Source organism: Bremerella cremea, assembly GCF_039541315.1.
Lineage (GTDB): Bacteria > Planctomycetota > Planctomycetia > Pirellulales > Pirellulaceae > Bremerella > Bremerella cremea.
Genome location: NZ_BAABFZ010000003.1, coordinates 495,027 through 519,161 on the forward strand (window position 1 = coordinate 495,027; position 24,135 = coordinate 519,161).

At 56.4% G+C, this 24,135-nt stretch carries 21 protein-coding genes; 13 read left to right on the top strand and 8 right to left on the bottom strand.

The features are described from left to right. Positions 1 to 79: 79 nt before the first annotated feature. The 6 genes from ABD890_RS04215 to ABD890_RS04240 all read left to right on the top strand — a co-directional run bounded on the left by ABD890_RS04215 (position 80) and on the right by ABD890_RS04240 (position 6,343). Entirely contained in the window at positions 80 to 388 is a 309-nt protein-coding gene (locus ABD890_RS04215) for a putative quinol monooxygenase (RefSeq protein WP_345086195.1), read from the top strand. Positions 389 to 397: 9 nt separating this feature from the next. Beyond that, positions 398 to 1,447: an XdhC family protein gene (locus ABD890_RS04220; protein WP_345086197.1), complete on the top strand. Its 1,050-nt coding sequence runs from the start codon at positions 398 to 400 to the stop codon at positions 1,445 to 1,447. After that, complete coding sequence (locus ABD890_RS04225; protein ID WP_345086199.1) at positions 1,447 to 2,052, top strand: nucleotidyltransferase family protein; 606 nt, start codon at positions 1,447 to 1,449, stop codon at positions 2,050 to 2,052. Before ABD890_RS04220 ends, ABD890_RS04225 begins: the two co-directional genes overlap by 1 nt. Positions 2,053 to 2,189: 137 nt before the next feature. Then, positions 2,190 to 4,838: a hypothetical protein gene (locus ABD890_RS04230; RefSeq protein WP_345086200.1), complete on the top strand. Its 2,649-nt coding sequence runs from the start codon at positions 2,190 to 2,192 to the stop codon at positions 4,836 to 4,838. Positions 4,839 to 4,884: 46 nt separating this feature from the next. Continuing rightward, positions 4,885 to 5,811 carry an ABC transporter ATP-binding protein gene (locus ABD890_RS04235; RefSeq protein WP_345086202.1) on the top strand — a complete coding sequence of 309 codons (927 nt, stop codon included), beginning with the start codon at positions 4,885 to 4,887 and terminating at the stop codon, positions 5,809 to 5,811. Positions 5,812 to 5,842: 31 nt separating this feature from the next. Continuing rightward, entirely contained in the window at positions 5,843 to 6,343 is a 501-nt protein-coding gene (locus tag ABD890_RS04240) for an LURP-one-related/scramblase family protein (RefSeq protein ID WP_345086204.1), read from the top strand. Positions 6,344 to 6,355: 12 nt separating this feature from the next. On the opposite strand, the gene ABD890_RS04245 is transcribed toward ABD890_RS04240, so the two are convergent. From ABD890_RS04245 to trpB, 3 genes are all read right to left on the bottom strand, one after another. Then, positions 6,356 to 6,886, bottom strand: a complete 531-nt coding sequence (locus ABD890_RS04245) for a hypothetical protein (protein ID WP_345086206.1) — start codon at positions 6,884 to 6,886, stop codon at positions 6,356 to 6,358. A gap of 317 nt (positions 6,887 to 7,203) precedes the next feature. Continuing rightward, positions 7,204 to 8,007: a tryptophan synthase subunit alpha gene (trpA, locus tag ABD890_RS04250; protein WP_345086208.1), complete on the bottom strand. Its 804-nt coding sequence runs from the start codon at positions 8,005 to 8,007 to the stop codon at positions 7,204 to 7,206. Positions 8,008 to 8,064: 57 nt separating this feature from the next. Next, positions 8,065 to 9,279: a tryptophan synthase subunit beta gene (trpB, locus tag ABD890_RS04255; protein ID WP_345086210.1), complete on the bottom strand. Its 1,215-nt coding sequence runs from the start codon at positions 9,277 to 9,279 to the stop codon at positions 8,065 to 8,067. Between the two features lie 170 nt (positions 9,280 to 9,449). On the opposite strand from trpB, the gene mutM reads away from it, so the two are divergent. From mutM to ABD890_RS04270, 3 genes are all read left to right on the top strand, one after another. Further along, positions 9,450 to 10,289: a bifunctional DNA-formamidopyrimidine glycosylase/DNA-(apurinic or apyrimidinic site) lyase gene (gene mutM / locus ABD890_RS04260; protein WP_345086212.1), complete on the top strand. Its 840-nt coding sequence runs from the start codon at positions 9,450 to 9,452 to the stop codon at positions 10,287 to 10,289. A 97-nt stretch (positions 10,290 to 10,386) separates the two neighbouring features. After that, entirely contained in the window at positions 10,387 to 11,409 is a 1,023-nt protein-coding gene (locus tag ABD890_RS04265) for a DUF3500 domain-containing protein (RefSeq protein ID WP_345086214.1), read from the top strand. Between the two features lie 18 nt (positions 11,410 to 11,427). Continuing rightward, positions 11,428 to 12,825, top strand: a complete 1,398-nt coding sequence (locus tag ABD890_RS04270; protein WP_345086216.1) for a DUF1570 domain-containing protein — start codon at positions 11,428 to 11,430, stop codon at positions 12,823 to 12,825. A 12-nt stretch (positions 12,826 to 12,837) separates the two neighbouring features. On the opposite strand, the gene glnD is transcribed toward ABD890_RS04270, so the two are convergent. The 3 genes from glnD to ABD890_RS04285 all read right to left on the bottom strand — a co-directional run bounded on the left by glnD (position 12,838) and on the right by ABD890_RS04285 (position 17,475). Beyond that, on the bottom strand, positions 12,838 to 15,474 hold the full coding sequence (gene glnD / locus ABD890_RS04275; RefSeq protein ID WP_345086218.1) for a [protein-PII] uridylyltransferase: 2,637 nt from the start codon (positions 15,472 to 15,474) through the stop codon (positions 12,838 to 12,840). A 94-nt stretch (positions 15,475 to 15,568) separates the two neighbouring features. Continuing rightward, a complete protein-coding gene (locus ABD890_RS04280; protein ID WP_345086220.1) occupies positions 15,569 to 15,907 on the bottom strand; it encodes a P-II family nitrogen regulator in 339 nt (112 codons plus the stop codon). 104 nt (positions 15,908 to 16,011) lie between these two features. Next, positions 16,012 to 17,475 carry an ammonium transporter gene (locus tag ABD890_RS04285; RefSeq protein WP_345086222.1) on the bottom strand — a complete coding sequence of 488 codons (1,464 nt, stop codon included), beginning with the start codon at positions 17,473 to 17,475 and terminating at the stop codon, positions 16,012 to 16,014. Between the two features lie 333 nt (positions 17,476 to 17,808). Here ABD890_RS04285 and ABD890_RS04290 point away from each other — a divergent pair, with 333 nt between their 5' ends. Continuing rightward, positions 17,809 to 18,912 carry a biopolymer transporter Tol gene (locus ABD890_RS04290; protein WP_345086224.1) on the top strand — a complete coding sequence of 368 codons (1,104 nt, stop codon included), beginning with the start codon at positions 17,809 to 17,811 and terminating at the stop codon, positions 18,910 to 18,912. 10 nt (positions 18,913 to 18,922) lie between these two features. Further along, entirely contained in the window at positions 18,923 to 19,363 is a 441-nt protein-coding gene (locus ABD890_RS04295; protein WP_345086226.1) for a bis(5'-nucleosyl)-tetraphosphatase, read from the top strand. 3 nt (positions 19,364 to 19,366) lie between these two features. Here ABD890_RS04295 and ABD890_RS04300 read toward each other — a convergent pair whose 3' ends face one another. Next, a complete protein-coding gene (locus ABD890_RS04300; protein ID WP_345086228.1) occupies positions 19,367 to 20,740 on the bottom strand; it encodes a transglutaminase-like domain-containing protein in 1,374 nt (457 codons plus the stop codon). Positions 20,741 to 21,459: 719 nt separating this feature from the next. Here ABD890_RS04300 and ABD890_RS04305 point away from each other — a divergent pair. Together ABD890_RS04305 and ABD890_RS04310 are read left to right on the top strand one after the other, a co-directional pair. Beyond that, the gene (locus ABD890_RS04305) at positions 21,460 to 22,095 is read left to right on the top strand and encodes a hypothetical protein (RefSeq protein ID WP_345086230.1); all 636 of its coding nucleotides are present in this window, start codon (positions 21,460 to 21,462) and stop codon (positions 22,093 to 22,095) included. A gap of 184 nt (positions 22,096 to 22,279) precedes the next feature. Then, positions 22,280 to 22,912, top strand: a complete 633-nt coding sequence (locus ABD890_RS04310) for a hypothetical protein (RefSeq protein ID WP_345086232.1) — start codon at positions 22,280 to 22,282, stop codon at positions 22,910 to 22,912. A gap of 50 nt (positions 22,913 to 22,962) precedes the next feature. Here the strand turns inward: ABD890_RS04310 and ABD890_RS04315 are convergent, their stop codons facing one another. Continuing rightward, a complete protein-coding gene (locus ABD890_RS04315) occupies positions 22,963 to 24,075 on the bottom strand; it encodes a pyridoxal phosphate-dependent aminotransferase (protein ID WP_345086234.1) in 1,113 nt (370 codons plus the stop codon). Positions 24,076 to 24,135 lie beyond the last annotated feature (60 nt).

The window sequence follows — 24,135 nt, forward strand, 5'->3', positions numbered from 1 at the left end:
GTGCCAAAATGGAACGCTGGATGAACGCGTGTTCGTCCTCGATTCCTTGCCGAGAATAAAGGCCCCGCCGTTGAGAACCATGATTCACGTTATCGCCACGATCGAACTTGCCCCAGGTACCCGCACCACGTTCCTCGAACATTTCCATAACCTGGTGCCAGAAGTTTTGGAAGAGAAGGGCTGCATCAGCTACGGCCCTACCATCGACGTCGACGCCGAACTCGACGTTCAAATCGGTCCTCGCGACAACGTCGTGACTGTGGTCGAAGCCTGGGAATCGGTCGAAGCTCTGCACGCCCATCTCGCCGCTCCCCACATGGATGCCTACCGCGAAAAGGTCAAAGACATCGTGGTCGGAATGCAAATCCAAGTCCTGAGCCCTGCTTAGGACCTCCCCATGCGAGACGTCCTGTCGGCCTTGATTGCCAGTGTGCCTCATGGAAAGTCAGCGGCTTTTTGCCAGTTGATGGACACCCGAGGTTCGACTCCGCAAAAAGCAGGAGCGGCCATGCTGGTATTTCCCGACGGCCGACAGGTCGGGACGCTTGGCGGTGGCTGCGTCGAAGCGGAAGTCAAACGTCACGCGATCGAACTTCTTCGGATCGGTACCCGTAACGTGGTCGAATTTTTGCTCGACCACGATTATGGCTGGGACGACGGCTTGATCTGCGGTGGTCGCATGGAAGTGCTGATCGAGCCCCTTCCGGCTGGCAGCGAAGTTCGCTTCTTCCGATCAATCATGGAAGTGATTGAATCGAACCACGGCGGAACGTTGGCGGTGGCACGCGATCGCGACGACAGCCAGCCCCGACAGTTCGGTCTGACTTTGCTTTCTCCCTCAGGGGCGATCGTCGCGATGCTCGGTTCGGCTTCGCTCTGTCGTCAGGCGAAAGCGGTTGCGGAAGATGCCCTCCGGCCATTGGCGACTCGGCCCCTCTCTTACCGAGCCGAAGGAATCGCCTTCGTGCCGATTCTCCCGCGGTGTGAATTGTTGATCTTCGGTGGTGGCCATGTCGGTCAGGCGGTCGCTTCGCTGGCACAGCAAGTCGATTTCGATGTCACCGTGGTCGACGATCGTCCCGACGTCGTCACCGATCAGCGATTTCCGACCGCCATGCGACGAATCGCAGGCGATTTCCGCGAAGTCTTGCCGACGCTTCCTTTGCGAGACGGCAGCTTTGGTCTGGTTGTGACACGAGGTCATAACCACGACGAGATCGGACTTTATCACCTGCTGAAGCGACCGCTGGCGTACCTCGGGATGATCGGTAGCAAGCGAAAGATTCGTCTGATTTATGACGACTTGCTAGAGAAGGGCATCACGCCAGAGCAGTTGGCGAAGGTGCATGCCCCGGTCGGGCTCGACATTGGATCGCGCACGGTCGAGGAAATCGCGGTCAGCATCGTGGCTCAGTTGATTGCCCACCGCAATGGAGCCAGCTCTTGATGCGTCGTCCTCGTAGCTTTGCGATCATCCCGGCCTGCGGTCAAAGTCGCCGGATGGGAACCGATAAGCTGACACTACGATGGCGCGACTCCACCATTCTGCAAACAGTCGTCCGAACCTGGCTGGCCTCGGAAATCGATCACGTCTGTATCGTCTTTACGCGTGCTCGATACGACCTGCAAGAGATGCTGGCCGACGTGAATATCGACAAGGTCCTGGTCCCGATTGCTCCCGCCGACATGAAGGGAACCATCCAGGTCGGGCTCGACTTCCTGCAGGCGAACTACCGACCGACGCGGTCGGATCGCTGGCTGGTCGCCCCAGCCGACATGCCCACCTTGTCGGCAACCACCATCAACCAGGTTTTGCATGCAGCGGCCGAGTACCCCCAAAGCATTGTTTTGCCGGTCCGCCAGGGCAAGCATGGCCACCCAGTAGCGATTCCGTGGAAACTTGCGGCAGAGGTCGCCGGGATTCCGGAAGATGAGGGGCTGAATTTCCTGTGGCAGCATCATAAACCCCAGGAAATTTCGGTCGAAGAGCTAGGCCAAGATGCCAACACCCCAGACGAATTAATAAAACTCCGAAAATCTCATAACGCCTGACGCCAGGTGAAGTTGTCCTTCTGCTTGCTTCTCTGTCGTAACTCGCCTACGCTACGAAGTAACTCGAAAGCCTGACGCGGGCCTAATTTAGGCCGCTGTCAGCTACTCCTCACTCGGCGGATGAAGACCTCTCCAGAATGGCATCCACACTCGAATCAGCGCGAAACGAATTCACTCCGCTGTTGGCATCTCCGATGCAGCGCAACTGGCTGACCACTTTGATGCTGCTTAGCCTGCTGGCGACCACCGGTTGCTCTGGCTGCTTCAAGCCGGCAGAGACTTTGGAAGAACGCGAAAAGCGTCTGGCCAAGGAAGAAACCAAAGACGATTTCGAGCCTGCCAAGCTGAACGTTCTGCCGTCCGACGATCGCCGCACGCAGCTTAACCGCGTGAAGCCAGGGCATTGGACCAACGTCAGCACGTTGATGAAGGCCAACAACTACGACTTCCGCGGCGAGCTCTTCGCCTCGACGGTCGATTCGGACAGCAACCCGATTCCGATCACCGACACCGACTATTACTTCACGGCGACCCGGCCGATTGCTCTTCCGAAAGGGCAAGACCGCTGGTCCGACATGCTGTTCTATCCACCACTGCTGGATAAGAACATTGCGCAGTCGCGGCTGTTCGCGTGCGACCTTCGCCCTGTATCGGGTGGCCGTCCAGTCTTGATGGACCGCCTGGCAGTGACACGCATGCACGCCCAGGAATACTACATGGTGGTCCTCGCGAGTGCTTCGGATCAGTATCAGTTCCTGGAAGCAACCGACGTGATTCGTCCGCTGCATGGCCTGGTATCGGCCGACCAGAGTGCTCCGCATTATCGGCTGGTCCTGCCGAAAACGGTCGATCGTGTTTCAATCCCCGAGAACCCCATGGCATGGACCACCATCGCCTACGTGATCTGGGACGGCATCGACCCGGAACTTCTTTCGCTCGACCAACAGCAGGCAATGATTGACTGGCTGCACTTTGGCGGGCAGTTGATCATCAGTGGGCCAGACTCGCTCGATCGCTTGAAACTCAGCTTCCTGGCCGATTACTTGCCGGCAGAAGATGGTGGCAGCATCGAACTGCCCGAAGAGCGTTTTGCCGAATGGAACAAGCAGTTCGTCACTGAAGAACACATCTACGAAAACGAAGCCTGGCAAGACGTTCGCTACGAAGTCAAACTGCAAGCAGGCAACGTGCGTGGCTCGGATCTGCAGCTTCGCCCGGAAGCCGCCTACGTCCCGCATACCGGCGACCTGGTGGCAGAACGCCGTGTTGGACGTGGTCGAATCGCGGTGACGGCATTTCAGATCCGTTCTCCGGACATCTCGCGAAACTGGAAGAACTTCGACAACTTCTTCAACTCGGTCCTGCTACGGCGGGCACCTCGCGAATTTCGCACCACGGAAGACAACCTTCCATCCAGCGGCTGGAAGGACGCCAGCATCAATTTCAACGATCCACGCTGGGTAACGTCGTTACGCTTTATGTCGCGCGACCTGGCCGATATGACCAGTACGCATCGGAAGATCGATGCCGGCGAAATCGAAGTCGGTTCGAAGGAAGCCGCCAGAGCCGAGCACCAACCCAATGAAGAGTGGGAAACCTTTGTCGATGCCAACCAGATGATGCGAGAGCGGCCGAAGCAAGTCAATTTGAAGATTGACGAGTTCGCCGGCTTCACGGTCGATGCTCAGGCCGGGATCGGTGGCTGGAGCGACAAAAGCGGTATCGCGGTCGCGGCCCGAGATTGCTTGCGAGAGGCAGCCGGCATCACGATCCCCAGCGGCAACTTCGTTCTGCGTGTCACGGCTGGCTACCTGCTGGTACTCGTTCCGCTGAACTGGTTCGTTTTCTGGCTCATGGGCCGGGTCGAATGGGCCTGGATCGCGGCGCCGATCATCGCGGTTGCCGGAGCGATCTGTGTGATTAAGCTGGCCGAACTCGACATCGGCTTTGCCCGCAGCCGGACCGAGATCGCCTTCATGGAAGCCCATGCCGGCTATCACCGAGCCCACCTCACCCGGTACACGTCGCTCTACACATCGTTGAGCACCACCTACGATCTATCGTTCACCGAATCGTCGGCGGTCGCTTTGCCGTTTGGCCGCAGCCGTGATGCACGCAGCAACCAGTCGCGTCGATTCGGCGAAGCCTACAGCGAAGTGCACTATCACCAGGATGGTGGCGACGTTCACCTGAGCGGTTTGCAAGTCGCCTCGAACTCGTCGACGATGATCCACAGCGAGTACTTCACTTCCTCGTCGAGCAAGCCGATGTTCCAGTGGAAGGAAGACACCGCCGGCGGCGGAAGCCTGATTTACTCGGCACCCGAAACGCTCACCGATGTCGGTATCATTCGGCGAAACGAAAAGACCAAGTTGATCGAAGTCGCTTGGGTCGGTGACCTGACGACCGATTCGGAACAACCAATTCAATTCCAAGTCGCCAAGTCGAACTGGGAACTCTTCCCGCAGTGGGAAGCTTCAGAAGTTTTGGGAATGCCCCCAACGCCAGGCGAAGTCAGCCTGCGACACTTGCTGAATGCCGTGAAAGACGTGCAGCAGCTCAAGCCAGGCGATACCCGTTTGATTGGCTGGACCTCGGAAGATATGCCCGGCCTGACGATCAACCCGGCATCGACACAGCGAACGATTCGAACGGTGGTCGTCGGCCACTTGAAGCAAGCTCCGCTGGGTGTCCCTGAGCGGGATGCCAACACGCGGCGTTTCCTTGGCCAGGAACCGGCTCAGCTTCAAGCGATGGAACTGGATGCCATCGAACAACTCAATTAGTCCCAAGTAAATCGACCCATCAGCGGGCACCTCGGAATACGCACCCATGATTGAACTTGTCGACTTTGGCAAAGACTACGGCGACTTCACCGCGGTGAAGTGCTTGAACCTGAAGATCGAAGCAGGCGAAATGTTCGGCTTCATCGGTCCCAACGGTGCCGGCAAAAGCACGAGCATTCGCTTTCTAGCCACGTTGCTCAAGGCATCCCGCGGCGAAGGCTTCGTCAACGGTTTTAACGTCGCCCAGCAGCCGATGGATGTGCGTCACAGCGTTGGTTACATGCCGGACAACTTCGGCGTGTACGACGGCATGAAGGTGTGGGAGTTCCTCGACTTCTTTGCGGTTGCTTACAAGATTCCTCGCACTCGTCGTAAAGCGGTGATCACCGACGTGCTGGAACTCCTCGACCTGACCCACAAACGTAACGACTTCGTCAACGGTCTGTCGCGCGGGATGAAACAGCGTCTCTGCCTGGCAAAGACATTGGTGCACGATCCTCCCGTTTTGATTCTGGACGAACCTGCCAGCGGTCTCGATCCGCGTGCCCGTCTGGAAGTGAAAGCTCTGCTGAAAGAGCTCCGCAAGATGGGAAAGACGATTTTGATCTCCAGCCACATTCTGACCGAACTGGCCGACTGCTGCACCTCGATTGGCATCATTGAACGTGGCGAACTGCTGATGAGTGGAAGCATCGAGGAAGTTTATCGACGGATTCGTAAGAACCGCATCATCAACATCAAGTTCGTCGATGGAATGGATGCCGGGCTGTCGATCATCCGCAGCATGCCCGAGTGCGTTGACGTTGATGTCGACCGTGGCCAGGTAACCTGCGAACTGCAAACCGACGACCAAGGGGTCGCTTCGCTGCTGAAGAAGCTGGTCGACAACAAGGTAAATGTCCGCACATTTGCCGAAAAGGATCCGACCCTCGAAGACGTCTTCATGATGGTGACCAAAGGCCTGGTTACTTAATCGCGACGACGGCACTTGGGAGGAACCTACAGTGCGTTATTTACTAAAGAAGAAGTTCTGGTCGCTGGGCACGAAGTTTTTCGTCTACAACGAAGAGGGCGAACCAGTGTACGAGATCCGCGGGAAGTTTCTTTCCTGGTCGGATCAATTCTCGCTGCTCGATCTTGAAGGCAACGTTCTGGCCGAGATCCACAAGCGATCGTTCCAATGGAAGCCTCGCTTCGGGATCTATCGCGACGGAGAACTGTTTGCCGAGATGGTTCAGAATTTCACCTGGACCAACAAACGCTACACGATCGAGGCTCCCGACGCCAACTATGTCGTTGAAGGGAACTTCTGGGATTACCAGTATCAAGTCGAACGCGATGACGAATCGATCGCGGAGATCGCTTCCCCATTCTGGGTTTGGGAAAATGGCTACGGCATCGAAACGGTCGACGGAGCAGACAATATCTTGGTTCTGTGTGCCTGCCTGATCATCGACCGCGTGAAGACTCGCAAACGAGAAGCGATGCGTCGCAGCTCGGACTGATCATCTCTCTGCTTACATCAGGATGATCTGCCCACGTTCGTCACGACGTTCCCATTCACGACGGACTTCGCCCAAACCATACGCGCACAACTCGAACTCGTGGCTCAGTTTGCTCAGCAGTTCCGCTTCGTCATCCGAGTGTTCTTCGGCGGAAAGCTCGCTTGCCTTGGAATAGGCCTGCTTGCCCACCGACCAATAGTTGAGCAGGTGATCTTTCTTGTCCGCCTTCTGCATACGCTCGAGGCTTTCCGGATAAACGCCGCTCCAGAAGAGCAGAAAGTCGCCCACGTGTTGGTGGACAGCCCGTTTCGCCTGGCCTATGCGGGCCTCGGCCTCGATCATCATGTCGACCACTTCAGTCAAAGGCCGGCCGGTCAGGCTACGTACCTTGAAGACCATGTCGCTACGAATGAAACGAGTTAGAAGACCGGTCAGATAGTCGATCAGATCGGTATCGGGAACGCCTAGCTGACCCTGGAAAGTCTGCTCAGTGATCCCCGCAAAGAAGCGATGCATCGGTGTGCTATCATTCTCGGCATGCATAAATGGTTCTCCTCCCGTACTTCAAAGTTCGGTCAGCAAAACCCAGCAGGCAATTGGCGTAAAGCTACCAATCGATGCCGCGATCGGGGTATCGTTCTTGCCCGCTGGTCAAGTTGAGTCCACACGCATGTTGGGGCAAATTTGCGGACGGCCAGTGGTTGGCCAGCCATTCGCAAACGCTCTAAAGCTACATTAATTTCGGCTAATAGTCGGAGTCAAGTTCAGAAATTTGACTAATAGAATTGTAGACCATGAACCACAAAAGGGTAGTTCGAGGCTACAGAATTCCGCGTGATCAGCTTTTCCAGAAAACGGGTTTAGCCGTTCAAAGCGTCCAAAAGCGAGTCGGCATATTCGCCCACGCCCTGGATCACTTCTTCGGCTGGCTTGGTTTCCGCTTCGCTCAGGCGGCGTACGATGGCTGAACCAACGATCACCCCGTCACAGGCATCCTTCAGCATGTGGACATGCTCTGGCTTGTTGATGCCGAAGCCAATGCAGATCGGCAGATCGGACTGCGACTTGAGCCACTGCACGTTCTCGACGATGTTCGAGGGCAGTTCGGTTCGCTCGCCGGTGATTCCCGCGACCGAGACGTAGTACAGAAAGCCGGTCGAGGTCTCGAGGATCTTTTTGGCTCGTTCCTTCGACGTGGTCGGCGTGACCAGTTGAATCAAACTGAAATCCCGTTCGCGGCAGATGGCGGCGAACGCTTCCGATTCTTCCACCAGCAGGTCCGGAACGATCGCCCCCGAAATGCCGGCGGCCTGGGCCATGTCCAAGTACTTTTCCGGTCCATGACGATGGATGATCGCGTAGCTGATCATCGTTACGACCGGGCAGGGAAGGGCAGGGGTGACCGAGCCGATCGTATCGAGAATCGACGACAGCTTGATCTTCTTATCCAAGGCCCGCGTGTACGAAGCTTGAATGACCGGGCCATCGGCGATCGGATCGCTGTACGGAATCCCGACTTCGCAAACCGCGGCTCCACGCTTGCCCAGTTCTTTCAAGGCGGCTGCGGTAATCTCCAGCGAAGGATCCCCGGCGGTCACAAACGGAACGAGGGCCTTCTTGTTTTGCTGACGCAGGGTTTCAAATGCTCGATCAACTGCTGACATCGAGAAATCGCCTTGGTAGTTGGTTGCTGGTGGTCTGCCGAAGAGTTGAAAACCGGTTTAGTACTGAACGCCTTTGAGTCGTGCGATCTCGGCGGCGTCTTTATCGCCACGCCCTGACAGGCAGACGAGAACGACCTGATCTTTCGGCATCTTGGCGGCCAGATCCATCGCCTTGGCGATGGCATGCGACGATTCGAGTGCTGGCAAGATACCTTCCGTCGCAGCCAGGGCGTCGAAACCCTTCATCGCGGCGTTGTCTTCGCAGCAGGTGTATTCCACGCGTCCAGTTGCCTTCCAATAGCTGTGCTCGGGACCGACGCCAGGATAGTCGAGACCGGCCGACATCGAGTGGACATCGCAGGTCTGGCCATCTTCGTCCTGCATCACGAAGCTGTAGCTACCGTGCAGCACGCCCGGTTGGCCGTAGGTCAGTGGCGAAGCATGATCGCCAGCGTTCGGACCACGTCCGCCAGCTTCCACGCCGATCAGTTCGACTTCTTTGTCTTCGACAAACGGATAGAACATCCCGGCGGCGTTGCTTCCGCCACCGACGCACGCCACCACCTTGTTCGGCAAGCGGCCGAGGCGGTCGAGGCTTTGCTGGCGAGCTTCATCACCGATCACGGCTTGGAAGTCGCGGACGATACGTGGGAATGGATGCGGCCCAACGACGCTACCCAGAATGTAATGGGTGTCTTCCACCGACGACATCCAATCGCGCATTGCTTCGTTGATCGCATCGCGAAGGGTTCGCGAGCCGGTCGTCACCGGGCGAACTTCCGCACCGAGAAGCTTCATGCTGAAGACGTTGGGTGCCTGGCGACGAATGTCTTCTTCGCCCATGTACACCACGCAAGGAATGCCGAAGTGAGCACACGCGGTGGCGGTGGCGACACCATGCTGACCGGCACCCGTTTCGGCGATGACTCGCTTCTTGCCCATTCGCATGGTCAGCAAGGCCTGGCCGAGCGTGTTGTTGATTTTGTGGGCGCCGGTGTGATTGGTATCTTCACGCTTCAGCCAGATCTGAGCACCACCACACTGTTCGCTCAAGCGGCGAGCGAAATAGAACGGCGAAGGACGGCCGACGAAATCTCGCAGCAGGCTCTTCAGTTCTTCAAAGAAAGTGGGATCCTGAACCGCCTTTTCATACTCGGCGGTCAACTGGTCGAGAGCCTGGGTCAACGTCTCGGGAACATAACGCCCCCCGAACGGACCAAAGCGGCCAGCGAGATCAGGAACATTGCGACTGGCGGTACCTAGACTTTCCATCGGCGGGTCCATGTGTCACGATTTTGGGGAATTGAGTCGCCCTGGGGTAGTTCCCATTATGGGAGGCAGGTGCCTGGAAGATAAACCATTGAGTATCCGGGCAACTCTAAAGGGGGTCAAGTGGACGCTTGCAAGGCGATTGCGTCTGTTCTACCACGGAGATTGATTCATTGCCGGAACTTCCTGAAGTTGAAACGATGCGTCGCGGGGTCTTAGGACTGGTAGGCGGGCAGATCGAAACGTTCGAAAAACTTCCCTGCGAACGACGTCCTATCGGCATAACGCCCGCTGCCGCGCCACTTCGTAAGCGAATCGTCGGCCGCACGATCGAGCGGATCGATCGCCTTGGGAAGCGGGTTTTGCTGGTGCTCGACGATCAGTCGCGACTGATGTTCGAGCCCCGGATGACCGGGCTGGTACTGATCTCGGATCCCCCGACCGTCGAGCATCTGCGGGTACGGCTCGCCATTTCTGGAACTGCCCATCCCGAGCTTCTCTATTGGGACCGACGTGGTCTCGGTTCGGTTCGGTGGTTTTCCGAGAAACAATTCGAGGCAGAATTTCACGCCGGTCGCTTGGGTCCCGATGCCCTCGACATTGATCCCGCCGCGTTTCAAGCCACCTTTGCCAGCACTCGGCAACCGGTCAAAGTGGCGCTGCTCGACCAGAAAAAGGTCGCTGGCATCGGCAACTTGTACGCGTCCGAGATCTTGCACCTGGCCAAGGTCCATCCGGCTCAGCCATGCCATCAGTTGTCGACGCAGGCCTGGAAACGAATTCATGGCTGCATGGTGGAAGTGCTGCAGTTGGCGATTCAATACGAAGGCTCGACCCTCAACGATGGCACCTATCGTAACGCGCTCAACCAGTCAGGTGGCTACCAGAATCATCACCGCGTCTATGCGAAGGAGGGGGAAGTCTGCTCGTCGTGCGGCAAAGGAGTGATCGTACGGACCGTGCAAGCACAGCGAGCGACCTTCTTCTGTCCGAAATGCCAGAAGCAGAAGTAATTCGAGGAACGCACATTTCGATTGTTTTCTGGTCTTGGGTCCGGTTAAATAAATTCATTCCACTCCTCATTCCTCGCTCCTTCACGGAGGTCCTGCCATGGCTGGTCGCATTCCTTTCGCTTCCCCCACTCGTCGCCAATTTCTGCAAACGGCAGCCGCCACCACGGCTGGCCTGGCGGTTGGTGGCCGCTCGTTGATCGCCGCCGACGAGTCGGCGAAGCAAGATTCGCCCGAGTCGCTGGTGAAAGTTCTCTACGACTCCCTTTCCGAATCACAGAAGAAATCAGTTGCCTTCGATTGGGATCACGAAGACCCACTGCTGGGCACGCTTCGTAACCATGTCGAAAACAATTGGCACATCGTCGATCAAACCATCGATGGCAACTTCTACACAAGCGATCAAAAGCATCTGATTCGCCAGATCTTCGTCGGCATGATCAACCCTGAATGGGTCGAGCGTTTCGATCGCCAGTTGAAGGACGACGCCGGCGGTTTTGGCAAGCAGCAAAACATTGCCATCTTCGGTAAGCCGGGCGAAGGCAAGTTCGAGCTGGTCATCACCGGTCGTCACATGACGATGCGTTGCGATGGCAACTCAGCTGAGCACGTTGCGTTTGGTGGTCCAATTTTTTACGGCCACGCTGCTAAGGGCTTCAACGAGAAGTCGGGGCATCCGGGCAATGTCTTCTGGTCCCAAGCCCAAGCTGCGAACAAAGTGTTCGAGGTGCTCGACGGTAAACAGCAGCAGGTTGCCTTGGTGAAAGAAAGCCCGATCGAACAACGGGTCGACTTCCAGGGAACCGGCGGCAAGTTCAGCGGCATTCATGTCGGCAGCCTGGCGGACGACCAGAAATCAGCAGTTCAGGACGTGTTGAAAGTCTTGATCGAACCATACCGTCAAAGCGATCGCGACGAAGTCGTGGCCTGCTTGAACAAGCATGGCGGGCTCGATGCGTGTCACCTGGCCTTCTATGAAGACTCGGACGTCGGCAACGACAAGGTCTGGGACAACTGGCGTTTGGAAGGGCCTTCGTTTGTCTGGTACTTCCGCGGCAAGCCACACGTCCATTGCTGGGTCAACGTGGCTGATTCGCCTGAAGTCAAATTGAACTCGGCATAGACCAAGGAAACGTTGCCCGTGGCATTTTGGGTTCGACATGGATTGATCGCGGCGGCTTTGCTAAGCATGGCATGGCCGCTGCTGGCCGACGGGCCTGGTCTGCTGCAAGATATTCCGACCGATCAAATGACGATGCGTGACGGGAGTGTCCTGCGAGGAATGCTGCTGGACGAATCGCCACGCGGGTACGAGTTCATCGAGATCAATCGTCCGCCCGGCAAACCAACCTTCGCGGTAATTCACACGATTGGCACCAACCAGGTTTTGCGTCTGGAAAAAGTAGGCGGCGACGAGCGCCGGGCACTGGACGACGCCGTGAATCGCCTGCGAAATCACACGCAGATCCGTGCCGCCGCGAGAGAGTCGCTTAAACTCACGCGAGTGCAGTCCGACGTCCTCGAGACCGATCAGGCCTGGCGATACGAAGGAGATCGCTTTATCCTGCTCAGTCCGCTCGACGAAGAACTGACGCGAAGCCTGGCCGTTCGTGCGGATCAAATCTTTCAAGCGTTCGAGCATTGGATTCCGCCGAAGCAGCAGCCTCAGAATCCAATTCAAATCATCGTCTTCCGCTCGATCGGCAGTTACTCCGCCTATTTGAAAACGATCGGTCTCCAGATCGAGAACCCGGCGGTCTACGTTCCGCATACGAATCAGGTGCTGATCGGCTCGGACCTGGGACTCTTTCAACAGCGGCTGGATGTCGTGCAGCGGAATCACGACGCAGTCCTGCAGCAGCTCGATGCCGACAACAAGAAGATCTCAGGCGAACTGAAGCTACTTGCCAAACGCTTGAAGGATGCAGGTTGGTCGCCGAATGAGATCGCTCCAGAAGTCCAGGCGATGCGGGAGGCGTGGGAACGCGATTACAAGAAGCGACACAGTCAGATCCAGGTCACCAATCGCCGCAACGCGACCGTCAAGCAGGAACTACTCGACAGCACGACTGGTTTTCTGTGCCACGAATCGTTTCACGCTTATCTCGAAAACTGCGTCTATCCCCAAGACCGCTACGACGTTCCGGTTTGGCTGAACGAAGGTTTGGCCCAGTTATTCGAGCACGCGCAGTTCGACAATGGATCGTTTCGCATCGATTTGCCTCCGGCCAAACTGCTGGGGCAATTGCAGGATCGTATCGAGCAGGACCACGGCATGAGCCTTCAGCGAATGCTACAGACCGAGGGGGGCAGCTTCCTGCTGTTCGAGAACCTGCACGGCACACGTCTCGACTACGACGTCGCGTGGGGCCTGGCGTGGTACCTGGTGTTTCAGAAACAGCTCTTCGCGCCGAATGGTCTGCAGCGTTATGTGCATGCCCGCGACCAGCCCCAGCCGACGATTGAAGAAACATTCGGCGAGTCGGTGTCGCGTGTTCAAAGCGAATGGGTTGAATTCATGTCGCAGCTTCAGCAATAGCCGCGAGATGATTTACGAGTTTTGTTCAGCCAGCGATTCTCGCAGTGCCAACTTGATCCCGTCGAGTCGCTTGTCATCAAAGATCTTCTTGTCGTCCGCATCGGTGACATAGAAGACGTCGACGACCTGATCGAGATGGGTCGTGATGCGTGCCACGTGAACACTTAGCCCCATCTCAAAAAGCAGCCGACTAATCTGATACAGCAGTCCTTGACGGTCCTGGGTGAAGACTTCGACGATCGTATAGTTCTCGGCGGTCTCGTTGTCGATCTTGATATCGGTTGGAATCGAGATCGCTTCTTCCGCCATCCGCTGGTTCCGTGATGTCCACGTCGAAGTGAACGTTGGAGCTTGATCGGCCGGATCGGTCAGGTACTTCCGAATCCGCTGACAGATATCTTCCAGACGTTCGGCCGGCGGTTCTCCTTCGTGATCTTTGTCTTGCACGAAGTAACGGTCCAACACGAGGCCATCAGCCAGCGTGTTAATTTCGGCCGCCAGAATCGTCATGCGTTGGCTGGTTACCGCACCGGTCAGGCGATGAAATACTCCCTGCATCAATGCTTCCCGCGTGCCGATCGTAATTTCAAGGACCCCGCGGTCCTCGCGATACAAACAGGTCACCATTGGCGAATCGTCGCGCATCGCCTGGAGTTGTTCCAGGTCGTTAATGATCTGCGAGGCAGGGGTCTCGCGGAGGAAACCATCTGGCAGCGAATCGATCACCCGCTTAAACCAGTCTTCGTTTTGATGACCACGAACCAGCGACGCCAGGGCATCCAGTTTTTTACGCCGCTGCTGAACGGTATCGAGCGTATCGTCACCACCCAGGTGCAACATGGAACGTCGATAAAGATCGGTAAGAACGCGAACTTTCCAGTCGTTCAACGTGCCGGGACCGACGCCGGCAAAGTCGGCACAGGTCAGGACGTATAACATTTTCAAACGTTCGGCAGGACCGTTGTCCATGGCGAATCGCAAGACGAGTTGTTCGTCCGAAGTATCGCGGCGAAATGCCAGGTGCGACATCTGCAAGTGGTACAGCACCAAGTGCACCAGGGTCTCTTTATCTTGCGGCGATAGCCAGAAACGGTCGGCCACTTCTTCCGCAATCCGAGCACCAACAATGCTGTGATCTTCCGGAAAACCTTTTCCGAGATCGTGAATCAGCAGGGCAAGATGCAACAGCCACTTCTTCTTGATCGAACGATAAACGTCACCGAGCATGTCGTCCCGGTTCAAGAATCCGCACGCACATTCCACCGTTTTGATGCAGTGGGCATCAACCGTGTATTTGTGATACTGATTGAACTGCAGCAAGCAGCGAGCATGGGCCATATCGGGAACGATCTTCTCGAGCAGGCGTAACTCATGAAGCCGACGGAGAAGTTCGCCGAGGCGGCCTGGTTCGGCCAGCAACGACAGAAACAACTTGCGTGTCGTTTCGGTCAGCTCGACATCGACGTTGCCTTGGAATTTACGACGAATGACTTCCCAGGTCGGGTGATCGATATGCCGGCCAAAGCGATTCGCGGCGATCATCAGTTCGAGCACTTCATCCAGTTGCCCGGCCCGGCGCTGCTTCCAGCGTCGCGAGGTACTGATGCGGTAAGGACCGACGTGAAAATCGCGGTCGACACGTCGCGTCATCACCGGACCAAGCACCGACAGGAAGATCGATTGCGGTCGAATCGAGGCGATAAAATGCCGAGCGGCGTCACGAACACCGCTGGTATGTTCAAAGTAGGTTTGCATGAACTGCTCGACCGGCAGCAACCCTTCGGTTCCTTCGTAGCCGTACAGTTCAGCAATGCGAATCTGCTCGGCACGATCGAGAAGATCAGATGACTTGCCAGCGTGGAAGTGCAATTCATTTCGCAGCCGCAGCAGGTATTCGCGAGCATCTCGCAGACTCTTACGGTCTTTGTCGGAGATGGCACCAACGCGGTTCAATGCGTCGAGTTCGTTTTCACCATATCGGGCGAAGCCAAGCCAGCGCACCATTTGGATTCCACGCAAGGTTCCGCTCGAACGCTTGATGTTCGGTTCGAGCATGTGGACCACTTCGCCATACTGGGCCCGTTCTTCGTCACGCGACTTCATGATCGCTTTGTACAAGCGACGGAAGTTCAAGCGAGCCTTGCGACGGAATGGCTCGGCGAAGCGACGAAACAAACTGACGCTACCAGCCAGGTAACGATTCTCTGCCAGCGACGTAAAAATCGTGGCATCCGAGAGCGCGAATGAGGTGGCTTGTGATGGCGTCCGCAAGCTATGACCCAGGATCAGCCCGACGTCGAAGACATCTTGCTGCAGACGCTTGGTGAACCGGATCGCCGGTTCACGGAAAGTTGGCTCGTGCAGAATCATCAAGTCGATATCGGAGTAGGGGGCCGTATCGCGACGACCGTAGCCACCATGTGGCACGATCGCCAGGTTGGCCAGCACCTTCTCGGGAGTGAACCCTTCGACATCATTCGCCGCGGCGTTCACCAGGTCGAGAATGATCGAATCGAAGCAGTCGGTGATCTGCGCACAAAGCTGCACACCGGGCGTTCCCGCTTCATGTTGCCGCTTCAGTTTCTCGCGATCCGTCGCCAGCTTTTGTTTGGCCGCGATAACCGATTCGCGAAGTCGCAGTGCTGCCATGAAACTTTCTTCTCGCCTCGAACTGAAAAAAAACGGCGCCGATCAAATTAGGAGCGCCGTTGTCATAGTTTTTATTTTAGTTGCCAGAACTCATTCAAATGGCGTCTTGGCCCGTCTCTCCGGTTCGAATCCGGATGCTGTCTTCTAGATTGGTGACAAAGATCTTGCCATCCCCAATCTGGCCTGTCTGAGCGGTCCGCAGAATGGTGTCGATCACCTTTTGCAGGTTTTCGTCGCTGCAGACGATTTCGATTTTCTTCTTAGGAACGAAATCGACTGCGTATTCTGTACCGCGATAGGTCTCGGTATGCCCCTTCTGGCGACCATACCCGGCCACCTCGATGACGGTCATACCGAAGACACCTTGCTCGCTCAACGCGTTTTTGACGTCATCCAATTTGAAATGGCGAATAATCGCTTCAACTTTTTTCATCCGTATATCTCCTGGTGCGTCTTGGATCTGTCCTGAGGACCGAGCCGTGTCCGTCCGGCTCGGTCTGGTGGAGTGGGGTTATGCAAAGTTCAGAGCATGTGTCTTTAGCTGAAAATGTAGCCTTCTTCTCCATGTTCGGAGATATCGAGGCCACGAATTTCGCTTTCTTGAGTCACTCGCAAGCCAATCAGCACATCGATCAGCTTCAACAAAAACGCGGTTGCGAAGACCGAAAATGCAACCGTAACCAAAACGGCCACAACTTGTCCAATCAGCAGGGAGACTCCGCCACCCTCGTAAAGGCCGATTGGTTCACCACCCATCACGTTACGCGTAGCGAATACGCCGGTCAGTACCGCGCCGAGAGTTCCGCCTACGCCATGCACGCCAAATGCGTCCAGCGAGTCATCGTAACCCATCTGCTGCTTCAGCACCGTACAGGTGTAATAACAGACGATACCAGCTGCCGCTCCCATCGCCAGGGCAGGCATCGGCAACACGAAGCCAGCTGCAGGGGTAATACAAACCAGTCCCGCAACCGCCCCCGAGGCACACCCCAGGACGCTTGGCTTGCCGCGTTGGATCCATTCCATTAGCGCCCAAGCCACCGCACCAGCGGCAGCCGAGAAGTGGGTCACGGCAAAGGCGTTCGAGGCCAATGCGTCGGCGGCACCGGCACTACCGGCGTTGAAACCGAACCAGCCAACCCACAGCATCGCAGCGCCCAGGGTGGTGTAGGTCAGGTTATGAGGACGCATGTCGTCGTGACCATAGCCCAAACGCTTGCCCACGAAGATCGCACAAACCAGGGCTGAGATGCCCGAGCTGATATGCACGACCGTGCCGCCGGCAAAGTCGAGAGCCCCACCAGCCAGCGAGGAAGGTTCGCCATAAGCCAGAATGCCGCCGTCCCAAACCCAGTGACACAGTGGGCAATAAACGAGCGTTCCCCACAAGATCGAGAACACTGCCATCGCCGAGAACTTCATCCGTTCGGCAAAGGCACCGCAGATCAGGGCAGGGGTGATGATGAAGAACATGCCTTGGAACAGCATGAACGTGTATTCGGGAATCGTCCCGTGCATCGGCGTGACCGGCTCGCCCAGTTCGGCATCGTAGGCCGGCTGCACGTTTTCCATGAACAGGAATTCCATGTTGCCGATGTAGGGGTGGTCGCCACCAAACGAAAGGGTGTAGCCCCACAGGCTCCAGACCACCGTCATCAGCCCCATCAGGAACAAGCACTGCATCATCACGCCCAAGACGTTCTTCTTGCGGACCAGACCGCTGTAGAACATTGCCAGACCGGGGGCGGTCATGAACAAGACCAACGCGCTGGATGTCAGCATCCAGGCATTGTCGCCGGAATCGAGGCCGGGCGCCTCCTCTTCTGGAACTTCCACCTCGTTCGTATTCCCAGCCTCGACAGGAACGACTTCGCGAGGTTCCGAGACCTCGGGCGAAGCTTCCGTCGTAGTTTGAGCGACTACGGAAGTAACAAGAAACTGGGTAGCAATCAGGCCAACCAGCGCGCAGGCCAGCAGCCCGCGAAGGAAATACGTGCGCATGAATCTCCACCTCGAACAAAGAAAAAACAAATTGTGTGAGTAGGGACGCGCGCCGCCTGATGATTTGCCTGGATCATCGCGCTCGTAGTGACTTGCTTCCGCCGCCAGGGCCTTAGAGAAGTCCCAGCGTTTTGCCTGATGCGGAATTTGCAATTAGTCAGTACAAAAAATAGGTGGAGCCAGCCTTCGCGTAAAGTAGATAACTCCAGTTCCTTCCACTTTTTTCGGTAGGTATGTTGCCCTCGTGCCCCGACGGGCGGTTGCCTCCTGCCTATAATGAAGTCAGTGAACTCCCAACCAGCCTGCCAACGATCTCACCCAGGAGCCGCTTCGATGACCTTAATTCCTCGAGCATTTTCGCCACTGGTACCTCTTTCCCTGGCAGTCGCCGCCGCGTTGACGATGGTCGGCACCAGCTTCGCCCAAGAGGCCCAGTCGCCTCCTTCGATCGAGTCGAAGTACCTTTCCAATGTCCGCCAGGTAACCTCGGGGATGGTCAAAGCAGGCGAAGGCTACTTCTCGCCCGATGGCAAGCAGATCGTTTATCAGGCCGTGCCTCCTCAATATCCCTTCTACCAGATCTACACCCAGCCACTCGCCGGGGGAGAACCGAAGCTGATCAGCACCGGTCGTGGCCGTACGACGTGTGCCTACTTCAGCATCGACGGTAAGAAGATCTTGTTCGCCAGCAGTCATGCCGATCCGAACATGACCAAGACCGAGAACGAAGAAATCGCCCGTCAGGAAGAAGAACGCAAGTCAGGCCAGCGTCGTCGATACTCGTGGGACTTCGATCCGTACACGGAAATCTATGTGAAAGACCTGGCCAGCGGCGAACTCACCCAATTGACCGACGCCCAAGGCTACGACGCTGAAGGAGCGTTCTCGTACGATGGCAAGAAGATCGCCTTCTGCAGCGACCGCGATGGCGATCCGGACCTGTACATCATGGATGCCGACGGCAAGAACCTGAAGCAACTTACCAACGCCAAAGGCTACGACGGAGGCCCATTCATTTCGCCCAACGGCAAATGGATTGTGTTCCGCAGCGATCGCAAAGAAGAGGGATTCCTGCAGATCTACGTGATCTCGGTCGATGGCGAAAAAGAGTTTCCGCTGACCGATAACGTCGGCGTGAATTGGGCCCCCTATTGGCACCCAACGAAGCCTTATATTATCTGGGCTGGTGCTGATCACTCGCAGCCAGGTCGTCCGAACTACGACCTTTGGTTGATGAAGTACGAAGAAACCGAAGACGCCATCAAACCGGGGCCGATCACGCGAATCACCGACAGCGCGGCTGCCGATGTTCTGCCCGTGTTTTCACCCGATGGCACCAAGTTGATGTGGACCAGTACCCGGACCGACGATCACAGCAGCCAGTTGTTCATCGCCGACTTTACGTTTCCGGAAGACCAACCCAAGGAAGAGAAGTAAGTCTAATCACATGTCTGAATCCTCGATGCCGCAAACCAGGGCTTGTGGCTTTCTGATAGTCAAAGGCGACCCGATCGAATCGTTTCTGCTAATGAAGCACCCGTCGCGTTGGGACCTGCCCAAGGGTCACGTCGACGAAGGGGAAACGGACATGCAATGTGCCCTGCGCGAGCTGGAAGAAGAAACGGGAATCACCGCCGACGATATCACCGTCGACCCCAGCTTCCGTTACGAACTGCAGTACGTCGTCAGCTACAAAAAGAAGTTTGGCGGCGCGGATGCGTTGAAGACGGTTGTTTACTTTCTGGCTCGACTCGATCGTGACGTCGAATTGAAACTGACTGAGCATGGCGATGCCAAGTGGCTGCCGTGGAATCCTCCGCATGACATCCAAGAGAAGACAATCAATCCGCTTCTCGCGTCCGTCGCGGAGTATATCGCGTCGAAGTAAGGCTTACGGGGCGACTTCGACTTTCAGTTGCCCCACGACCTGCGAGACCGGCAGGAACGCTGCGAAGGCGTCCGAACCGCTGAGGTTTGTTTGCGTGACCTTGATATAGTCGACGCCGATTCCTCCCTTGCCACGTGTCGCATCGAGCGGCAGCCAGCGATCGCCGACCCAGGCCTCGGTCCACATGTGATAGGCGAAACCATGTTTCTCGCCGTAATCAACGTAGACGAGCCCCATCGCTCCCCGTGCAGGAATCCCCTGGGCACGCAGCAAGGCGATCAATAGCACCGAATGTTCCGTACAGTCGCCAACCTTGGCCTGGGCGACTTCTGCCGCCGACAGGAAGCCTTGCGAAAAGTTCTTCTCTTGAATCGTTTGATGCACGAATTTTTCTAGGACAATTGCTCGCTCGGACGGCGTCCCTTTCAGGGAAGCAACCTGATCGCTCAGCGCCTTCACCGCGGGATCGCTTACCTGTACGAGCGGGCTCGCCTCGCGATCGGCGGCCACGGGAGCCTGCATGGCCGGCAATCCGGCCGGCAGTTTTCCTTCGGCCGGCACCCGGTAAACCGCCAATTCCGCCGCGTGGTCATCGATTGCTTTGACGGCCTGATTCCCTTCATTAGCGAACACTTTCGCCGGATCGCCCGCGGTCAACGTCACGCGATAGCCAAGCTTATCGAGTTGGTCGCGATCTTCTTTTGGCATCCCTGGAGCTGGCACAATCGTATCGAGTGCCCAGTCGAAAGAGACTTCTTTATTGGGGCTTAAGGCGAACTCCTTCGAGCAGCGAAAGAGTTCAAACTGCTGAGCCGGAGCGAAGCTTTTCACCATTTGGCCTGTTTCGTCGAGCCAATAGAACGACTCCATCTGCACGTCTTTGGAGGGCTGTTCCATCACTTTGGCTTTCAGCAGCGACTGCTTCGAGCCATCCAAAAGCGTGACTTCTTCTTTGTCGATTGCCGTGACGGTTGTCTTGCCGGCTCGATTGAGGGCCGGCATCAGCACACTTGCCTCGACGGTATCGCCCGGCTTCAGCGGAGGGTCGGTAAACAGTTGATGGAAGCGAAACCGACCGCCAGCAGAGGGTTCCCAGACAATCTTATCGCGGTTGGCGACTTCACCACTTGGTTTGTAGGTAACAATCGTCAGCGATTTGCCATCCGCCGAGACATCGCCGCTGTATCGAACCGACGAGCCAGCCTGGCTCATCTTGGTCGTGAATTTCTGCAGTTCCCCCTGGGGAGATTCGAGATAGACGTTCTCGAGAACGATTTTCAGCGGCTGCCCCGACCGCATCAGGGTCATTTGTTCGACCGTCGTGGTGCGAACCAGAGAAGTTTCGCCGAAGGTGAGATGCTCGATCTGTTGCCGCATGTGGCCAATTTTTTCTCCCTTCAGAACAACGGCTCCCCAGGTTTCCTCGCGAGATTCCACCTTCTCAGTCGTCGGTGAAGTGGGACTGGGAGCCTGGGGATCGTCACAACCGGTAAGACCGCTCCAGACGAACCCGAGCAATAACATCCATGGAAGGCATCGACGGGGGGAGTTCATGTGGCAGGTGGGGTGAAAAGGATTCCGAAAAGCGACATGCGTCCTCATGGAAAAGTATACCAAACGCAACATGCGTTGCCCCAATGATTCACCCGAGAGGGTCGGCAGGTCAAATGCAACGTGGCTGGTGAAGTCTCTGCCGGTCGTAGCGATAGAGCAGGGGTACAGGCTGCGTGTTCCCCCCGAGTCGCTGCGGTTTTGAGCGCCAGAAATTAGTGGCAACAGAATTCCAAATTTGTACCGTAAGGTCAAAAGATGACCCATTTTACGATGCTATGTTCTCGTAAGAACCGCGTGAGGAAACTCATCACCGCCCTCCTTAGTGAGCTTCCGACCGAGTGCAGCGCCTTGCCGCAAACGGATGCACAAATATCGGCACCACGCGACGAAATCCAACCTAGGATTTCATGAGACAAAAGTGAACAACTTGGAAGGGAAACTGAGGCGTCCCAACCGAGCCTGGACAACCGGAGCAGAGGTCACTCATGGGCTTCTTAAAAAGATTTTTCAAAAGCGTCTTCCACGAGAACGAACTGGGCCGAATGGGCAACAGTTTCGAGCATCTGTCGGAAGAACAATTGGAAGCACACCTGGACGTAGGCAGCTATAACGGCTTCGAACTAACCGAAGCTGTCCGCCCTTCGTTCGACCTGAAGGTTGTTCCCACGCAGGGTTTTCGCCGCGAGGTCTATCGCGACGATCAAACCGGCAGCACGGTTCCTGTGCTGATGGGGAGCGCCACCCGATCGAACTTGTTCGAAACGTTCATGGATTTGCTGGATCCACTAGGTAACGAAGTGGACGTGGTCCTCGAATCGAGCCACTTCCGCGAATCGTCCGATGGTGGCGATATGTATCGAGAACATATCGACCTACCGGTGCTGAAGAGTATTTTGTGGGACTACGAAGAACTGCTGCTGAACGACGGCTGCACGGGCATCGCGGTCCTGAATCCACACAGTCCGCTGGAAGTTCAATTCGACGAACACAAGCTGTTGATCGTCTATGGCAACGAACTGAAACCGTTTGAAGCCGCCTTCATCGGTCGCGACGTCTACCCGAATGCCGAGATGAAGTTCATCACGGAAGCGGAACACGTCCATTCATCGTGCCAGCGATACCAGCAGCAGTTTGAAGAACTGCGCATGCGACTGGGCATGGACGAAAACTACGGGTAAGCGTTTCCCGCCCAAAAACCACCAGAAAACGCGAATCAGGCCGTGACGTTTGTTGCGGCCTTTTTCTATGCGCGAAGGCTTTGCTAGCACGGCTGGTTTTTGACCTTGCTGCCAAGCGTGCGATTCGTCAAACTCCGCCACCCCCAATGTTTTAAGGAAATGGAGTTCCGACTTGGCGCGGTGGATGCCACTAATCTGTTCGCTGCTGATTAGCAGTTTCGGGTGCAGCAGCTTTGTGCCGCTGATGCATCACGCTGGAAGTGCGCCCGCGGCTCCGGTCGAGAATCCTCACTTCGTTCAGATCCGTGATCACGATCTGATGTGGGATCAGGTCGTTGACGCCGTCGACAACCACTTCAAGATCCGCCGCGAGCAACGCGTTCGCATGGTCGCCGGTCAGCTTACTGAAGGCCGCTTGGAAACATACCCGCGAATCGGCAGCACTATATTCGAGCCATGGCACACCGATTCAACGCGTGGCTACGAGAAACTCGAAAGCACCCTGCAGGTGATCCGCCGACGTTGTATCGTTCGCGTGATGCCGGAAGGTGGCGGCTATTTCATCGGAGTGGAAGTCCACAAAGAGCTGGAAGATGTCAACGGACCATCGAATACCCAGTCGACACTGAACGATATTCGCTTCGACGGCACGCTCCGTAGCGGCAACAGCACCGAGGAAGAAGGGCCACAGACCGACGGCTGGATTCCTCTTTGCCGCGACGTTTTGCTGGAACAGCGCATCCTGCAAGACATTCTCGCCCGTCTCAACGGCATCGAATCCGAACAACCTTCGATGCCATTCCTGTCGCATCCCTAAGCCGGCCTGAGAATTGAGGCCGACTTCTTTCCGTTGAATGCCGCGTTTAACTAACCTTGCTTGGCAAGTTTGCGCAAAACTTCGATCCCGCGATCAATCGTTTCGTCCGATGCGGCATACGAAATCCGGAAGTGGGTGTTCTGTCCGCTGAAGATATTGCCAGGAATGATCAGCAGGTTGTTCTCGATCGCCTTGGCAACGAACTCGGAACCGGTTCCCCAGGGAGCCTTCGGGAAGACATAGAAGGCGCCTTCAGGCCGGGCAATCTCGTACAAATCGGACAATCCGTCAATCAGCTTGTCACGCTTCACGCGATAAGCGTCGACGTGAGCCGACATGTCGACTTCCATCGCCGCCGCACCTGCCCACTGCACTGGCTGCGGAGCACACACGAAGGTGTACTGCTGCAGTTTGATCATCGTGTCGATGATCGCTGCCGGTCCGTGGACGAAGCCCAAACGCCAACCGGTCATGCCGTAGCTCTTCGAGAAACCATCGATGACGATCGTGTTCTCGTTGTACGAAGCAGGCGAGCAGAAGCTGTCGTCGTAGGTGAAGACACGGTAGATTTCGTCGGAAATCACCGCGATGTTCTTCTCCGCCGCCAGCTTGGCCAGGGCTTCGACTTCTTCCTTCTTGGCGACAATGCCGGTCGGATTGGCCGGGCTGTTCAGCAAGATCAGCTTCGTTTTGGGGGTGATCGCATCGGCCACTTTCTGGACGTCGATTTTGAAGTCCGGGTAAGTGTTCAACACGACCGGAATCCCACCAACCAGCTTGACCAACGAGGCGTACATGACGAAGTAAGGATCGAAAATGATCACTTCGTCGCCTGGGTTGACCATCGCCAGCATCGTCAGCACGAGGCCGCCGCTGGTTCCCGACGAAACAAAAACCTTGCGATCCGAATGGCCATATTCGGCATCGACCTGGCTCTGCAGCTTATCCCGCAGGATCGGCATCCCCTGGGTCAATGCATAGCCATTACGACCACCTTCAATCGCATCGATCGCGGCCTGCTTGACCTCTTCAGGTACATCGAAATCAGGCTGTCCGATCGAAAGGTTGATCGGGTCGGTCATGTTGGCCGCCAGGTCGAAAACCTTGCGGATACCACTCGAGTCGAAAGAAGCCGTGCGTTCGGCGATCCAAGGGTGCGTCATGGATAGGGCGATTGTCTGGGGGATTTAAACGAAATACCGACTGGCAAGTATTACCGAGAA

Coding starts and splice junctions, on each gene's coding strand:
- ABD890_RS04215 (WP_345086195.1), top strand. CDS start 80: ATGATTCACGTTATCGCCACGATCGAACTTGCCCCAGGTACCCGCACC.
- ABD890_RS04220 (WP_345086197.1), top strand. CDS start 398: ATGCGAGACGTCCTGTCGGCCTTGATTGCCAGTGTGCCTCATGGAAAG.
- ABD890_RS04225 (WP_345086199.1), top strand. CDS start 1,447: ATGCGTCGTCCTCGTAGCTTTGCGATCATCCCGGCCTGCGGTCAAAGT.
- ABD890_RS04230 (WP_345086200.1), top strand. CDS start 2,190: ATGGCATCCACACTCGAATCAGCGCGAAACGAATTCACTCCGCTGTTG.
- ABD890_RS04235 (WP_345086202.1), top strand. CDS start 4,885: ATGATTGAACTTGTCGACTTTGGCAAAGACTACGGCGACTTCACCGCG.
- ABD890_RS04245 (WP_345086206.1), bottom strand. CDS start 6,886: ATGCATGCCGAGAATGATAGCACACCGATGCATCGCTTCTTTGCGGGG.
- trpA (WP_345086208.1), bottom strand. CDS start 8,007: ATGTCAGCAGTTGATCGAGCATTTGAAACCCTGCGTCAGCAAAACAAG.
- trpB (WP_345086210.1), bottom strand. CDS start 9,279: ATGGAAAGTCTAGGTACCGCCAGTCGCAATGTTCCTGATCTCGCTGGC.
- ABD890_RS04265 (WP_345086214.1), top strand. CDS start 10,387: ATGGCTGGTCGCATTCCTTTCGCTTCCCCCACTCGTCGCCAATTTCTG.
- glnD (WP_345086218.1), bottom strand. CDS start 15,474: ATGGCAGCACTGCGACTTCGCGAATCGGTTATCGCGGCCAAACAAAAG.
- ABD890_RS04280 (WP_345086220.1), bottom strand. CDS start 15,907: ATGAAAAAAGTTGAAGCGATTATTCGCCATTTCAAATTGGATGACGTC.
- ABD890_RS04285 (WP_345086222.1), bottom strand. CDS start 17,475: ATGCGCACGTATTTCCTTCGCGGGCTGCTGGCCTGCGCGCTGGTTGGC.
- ABD890_RS04290 (WP_345086224.1), top strand. CDS start 17,809: ATGACCTTAATTCCTCGAGCATTTTCGCCACTGGTACCTCTTTCCCTG.
- ABD890_RS04295 (WP_345086226.1), top strand. CDS start 18,923: ATGTCTGAATCCTCGATGCCGCAAACCAGGGCTTGTGGCTTTCTGATA.
- ABD890_RS04300 (WP_345086228.1), bottom strand. CDS start 20,740: ATGCGGCAACAGATCGAGCATCTCACCTTCGGCGAAACTTCTCTGGTT.
- ABD890_RS04305 (WP_345086230.1), top strand. CDS start 21,460: ATGGGCAACAGTTTCGAGCATCTGTCGGAAGAACAATTGGAAGCACAC.
- ABD890_RS04310 (WP_345086232.1), top strand. CDS start 22,280: ATGCCACTAATCTGTTCGCTGCTGATTAGCAGTTTCGGGTGCAGCAGC.
- ABD890_RS04315 (WP_345086234.1), bottom strand. CDS start 24,075: ATGACGCACCCTTGGATCGCCGAACGCACGGCTTCTTTCGACTCGAGT.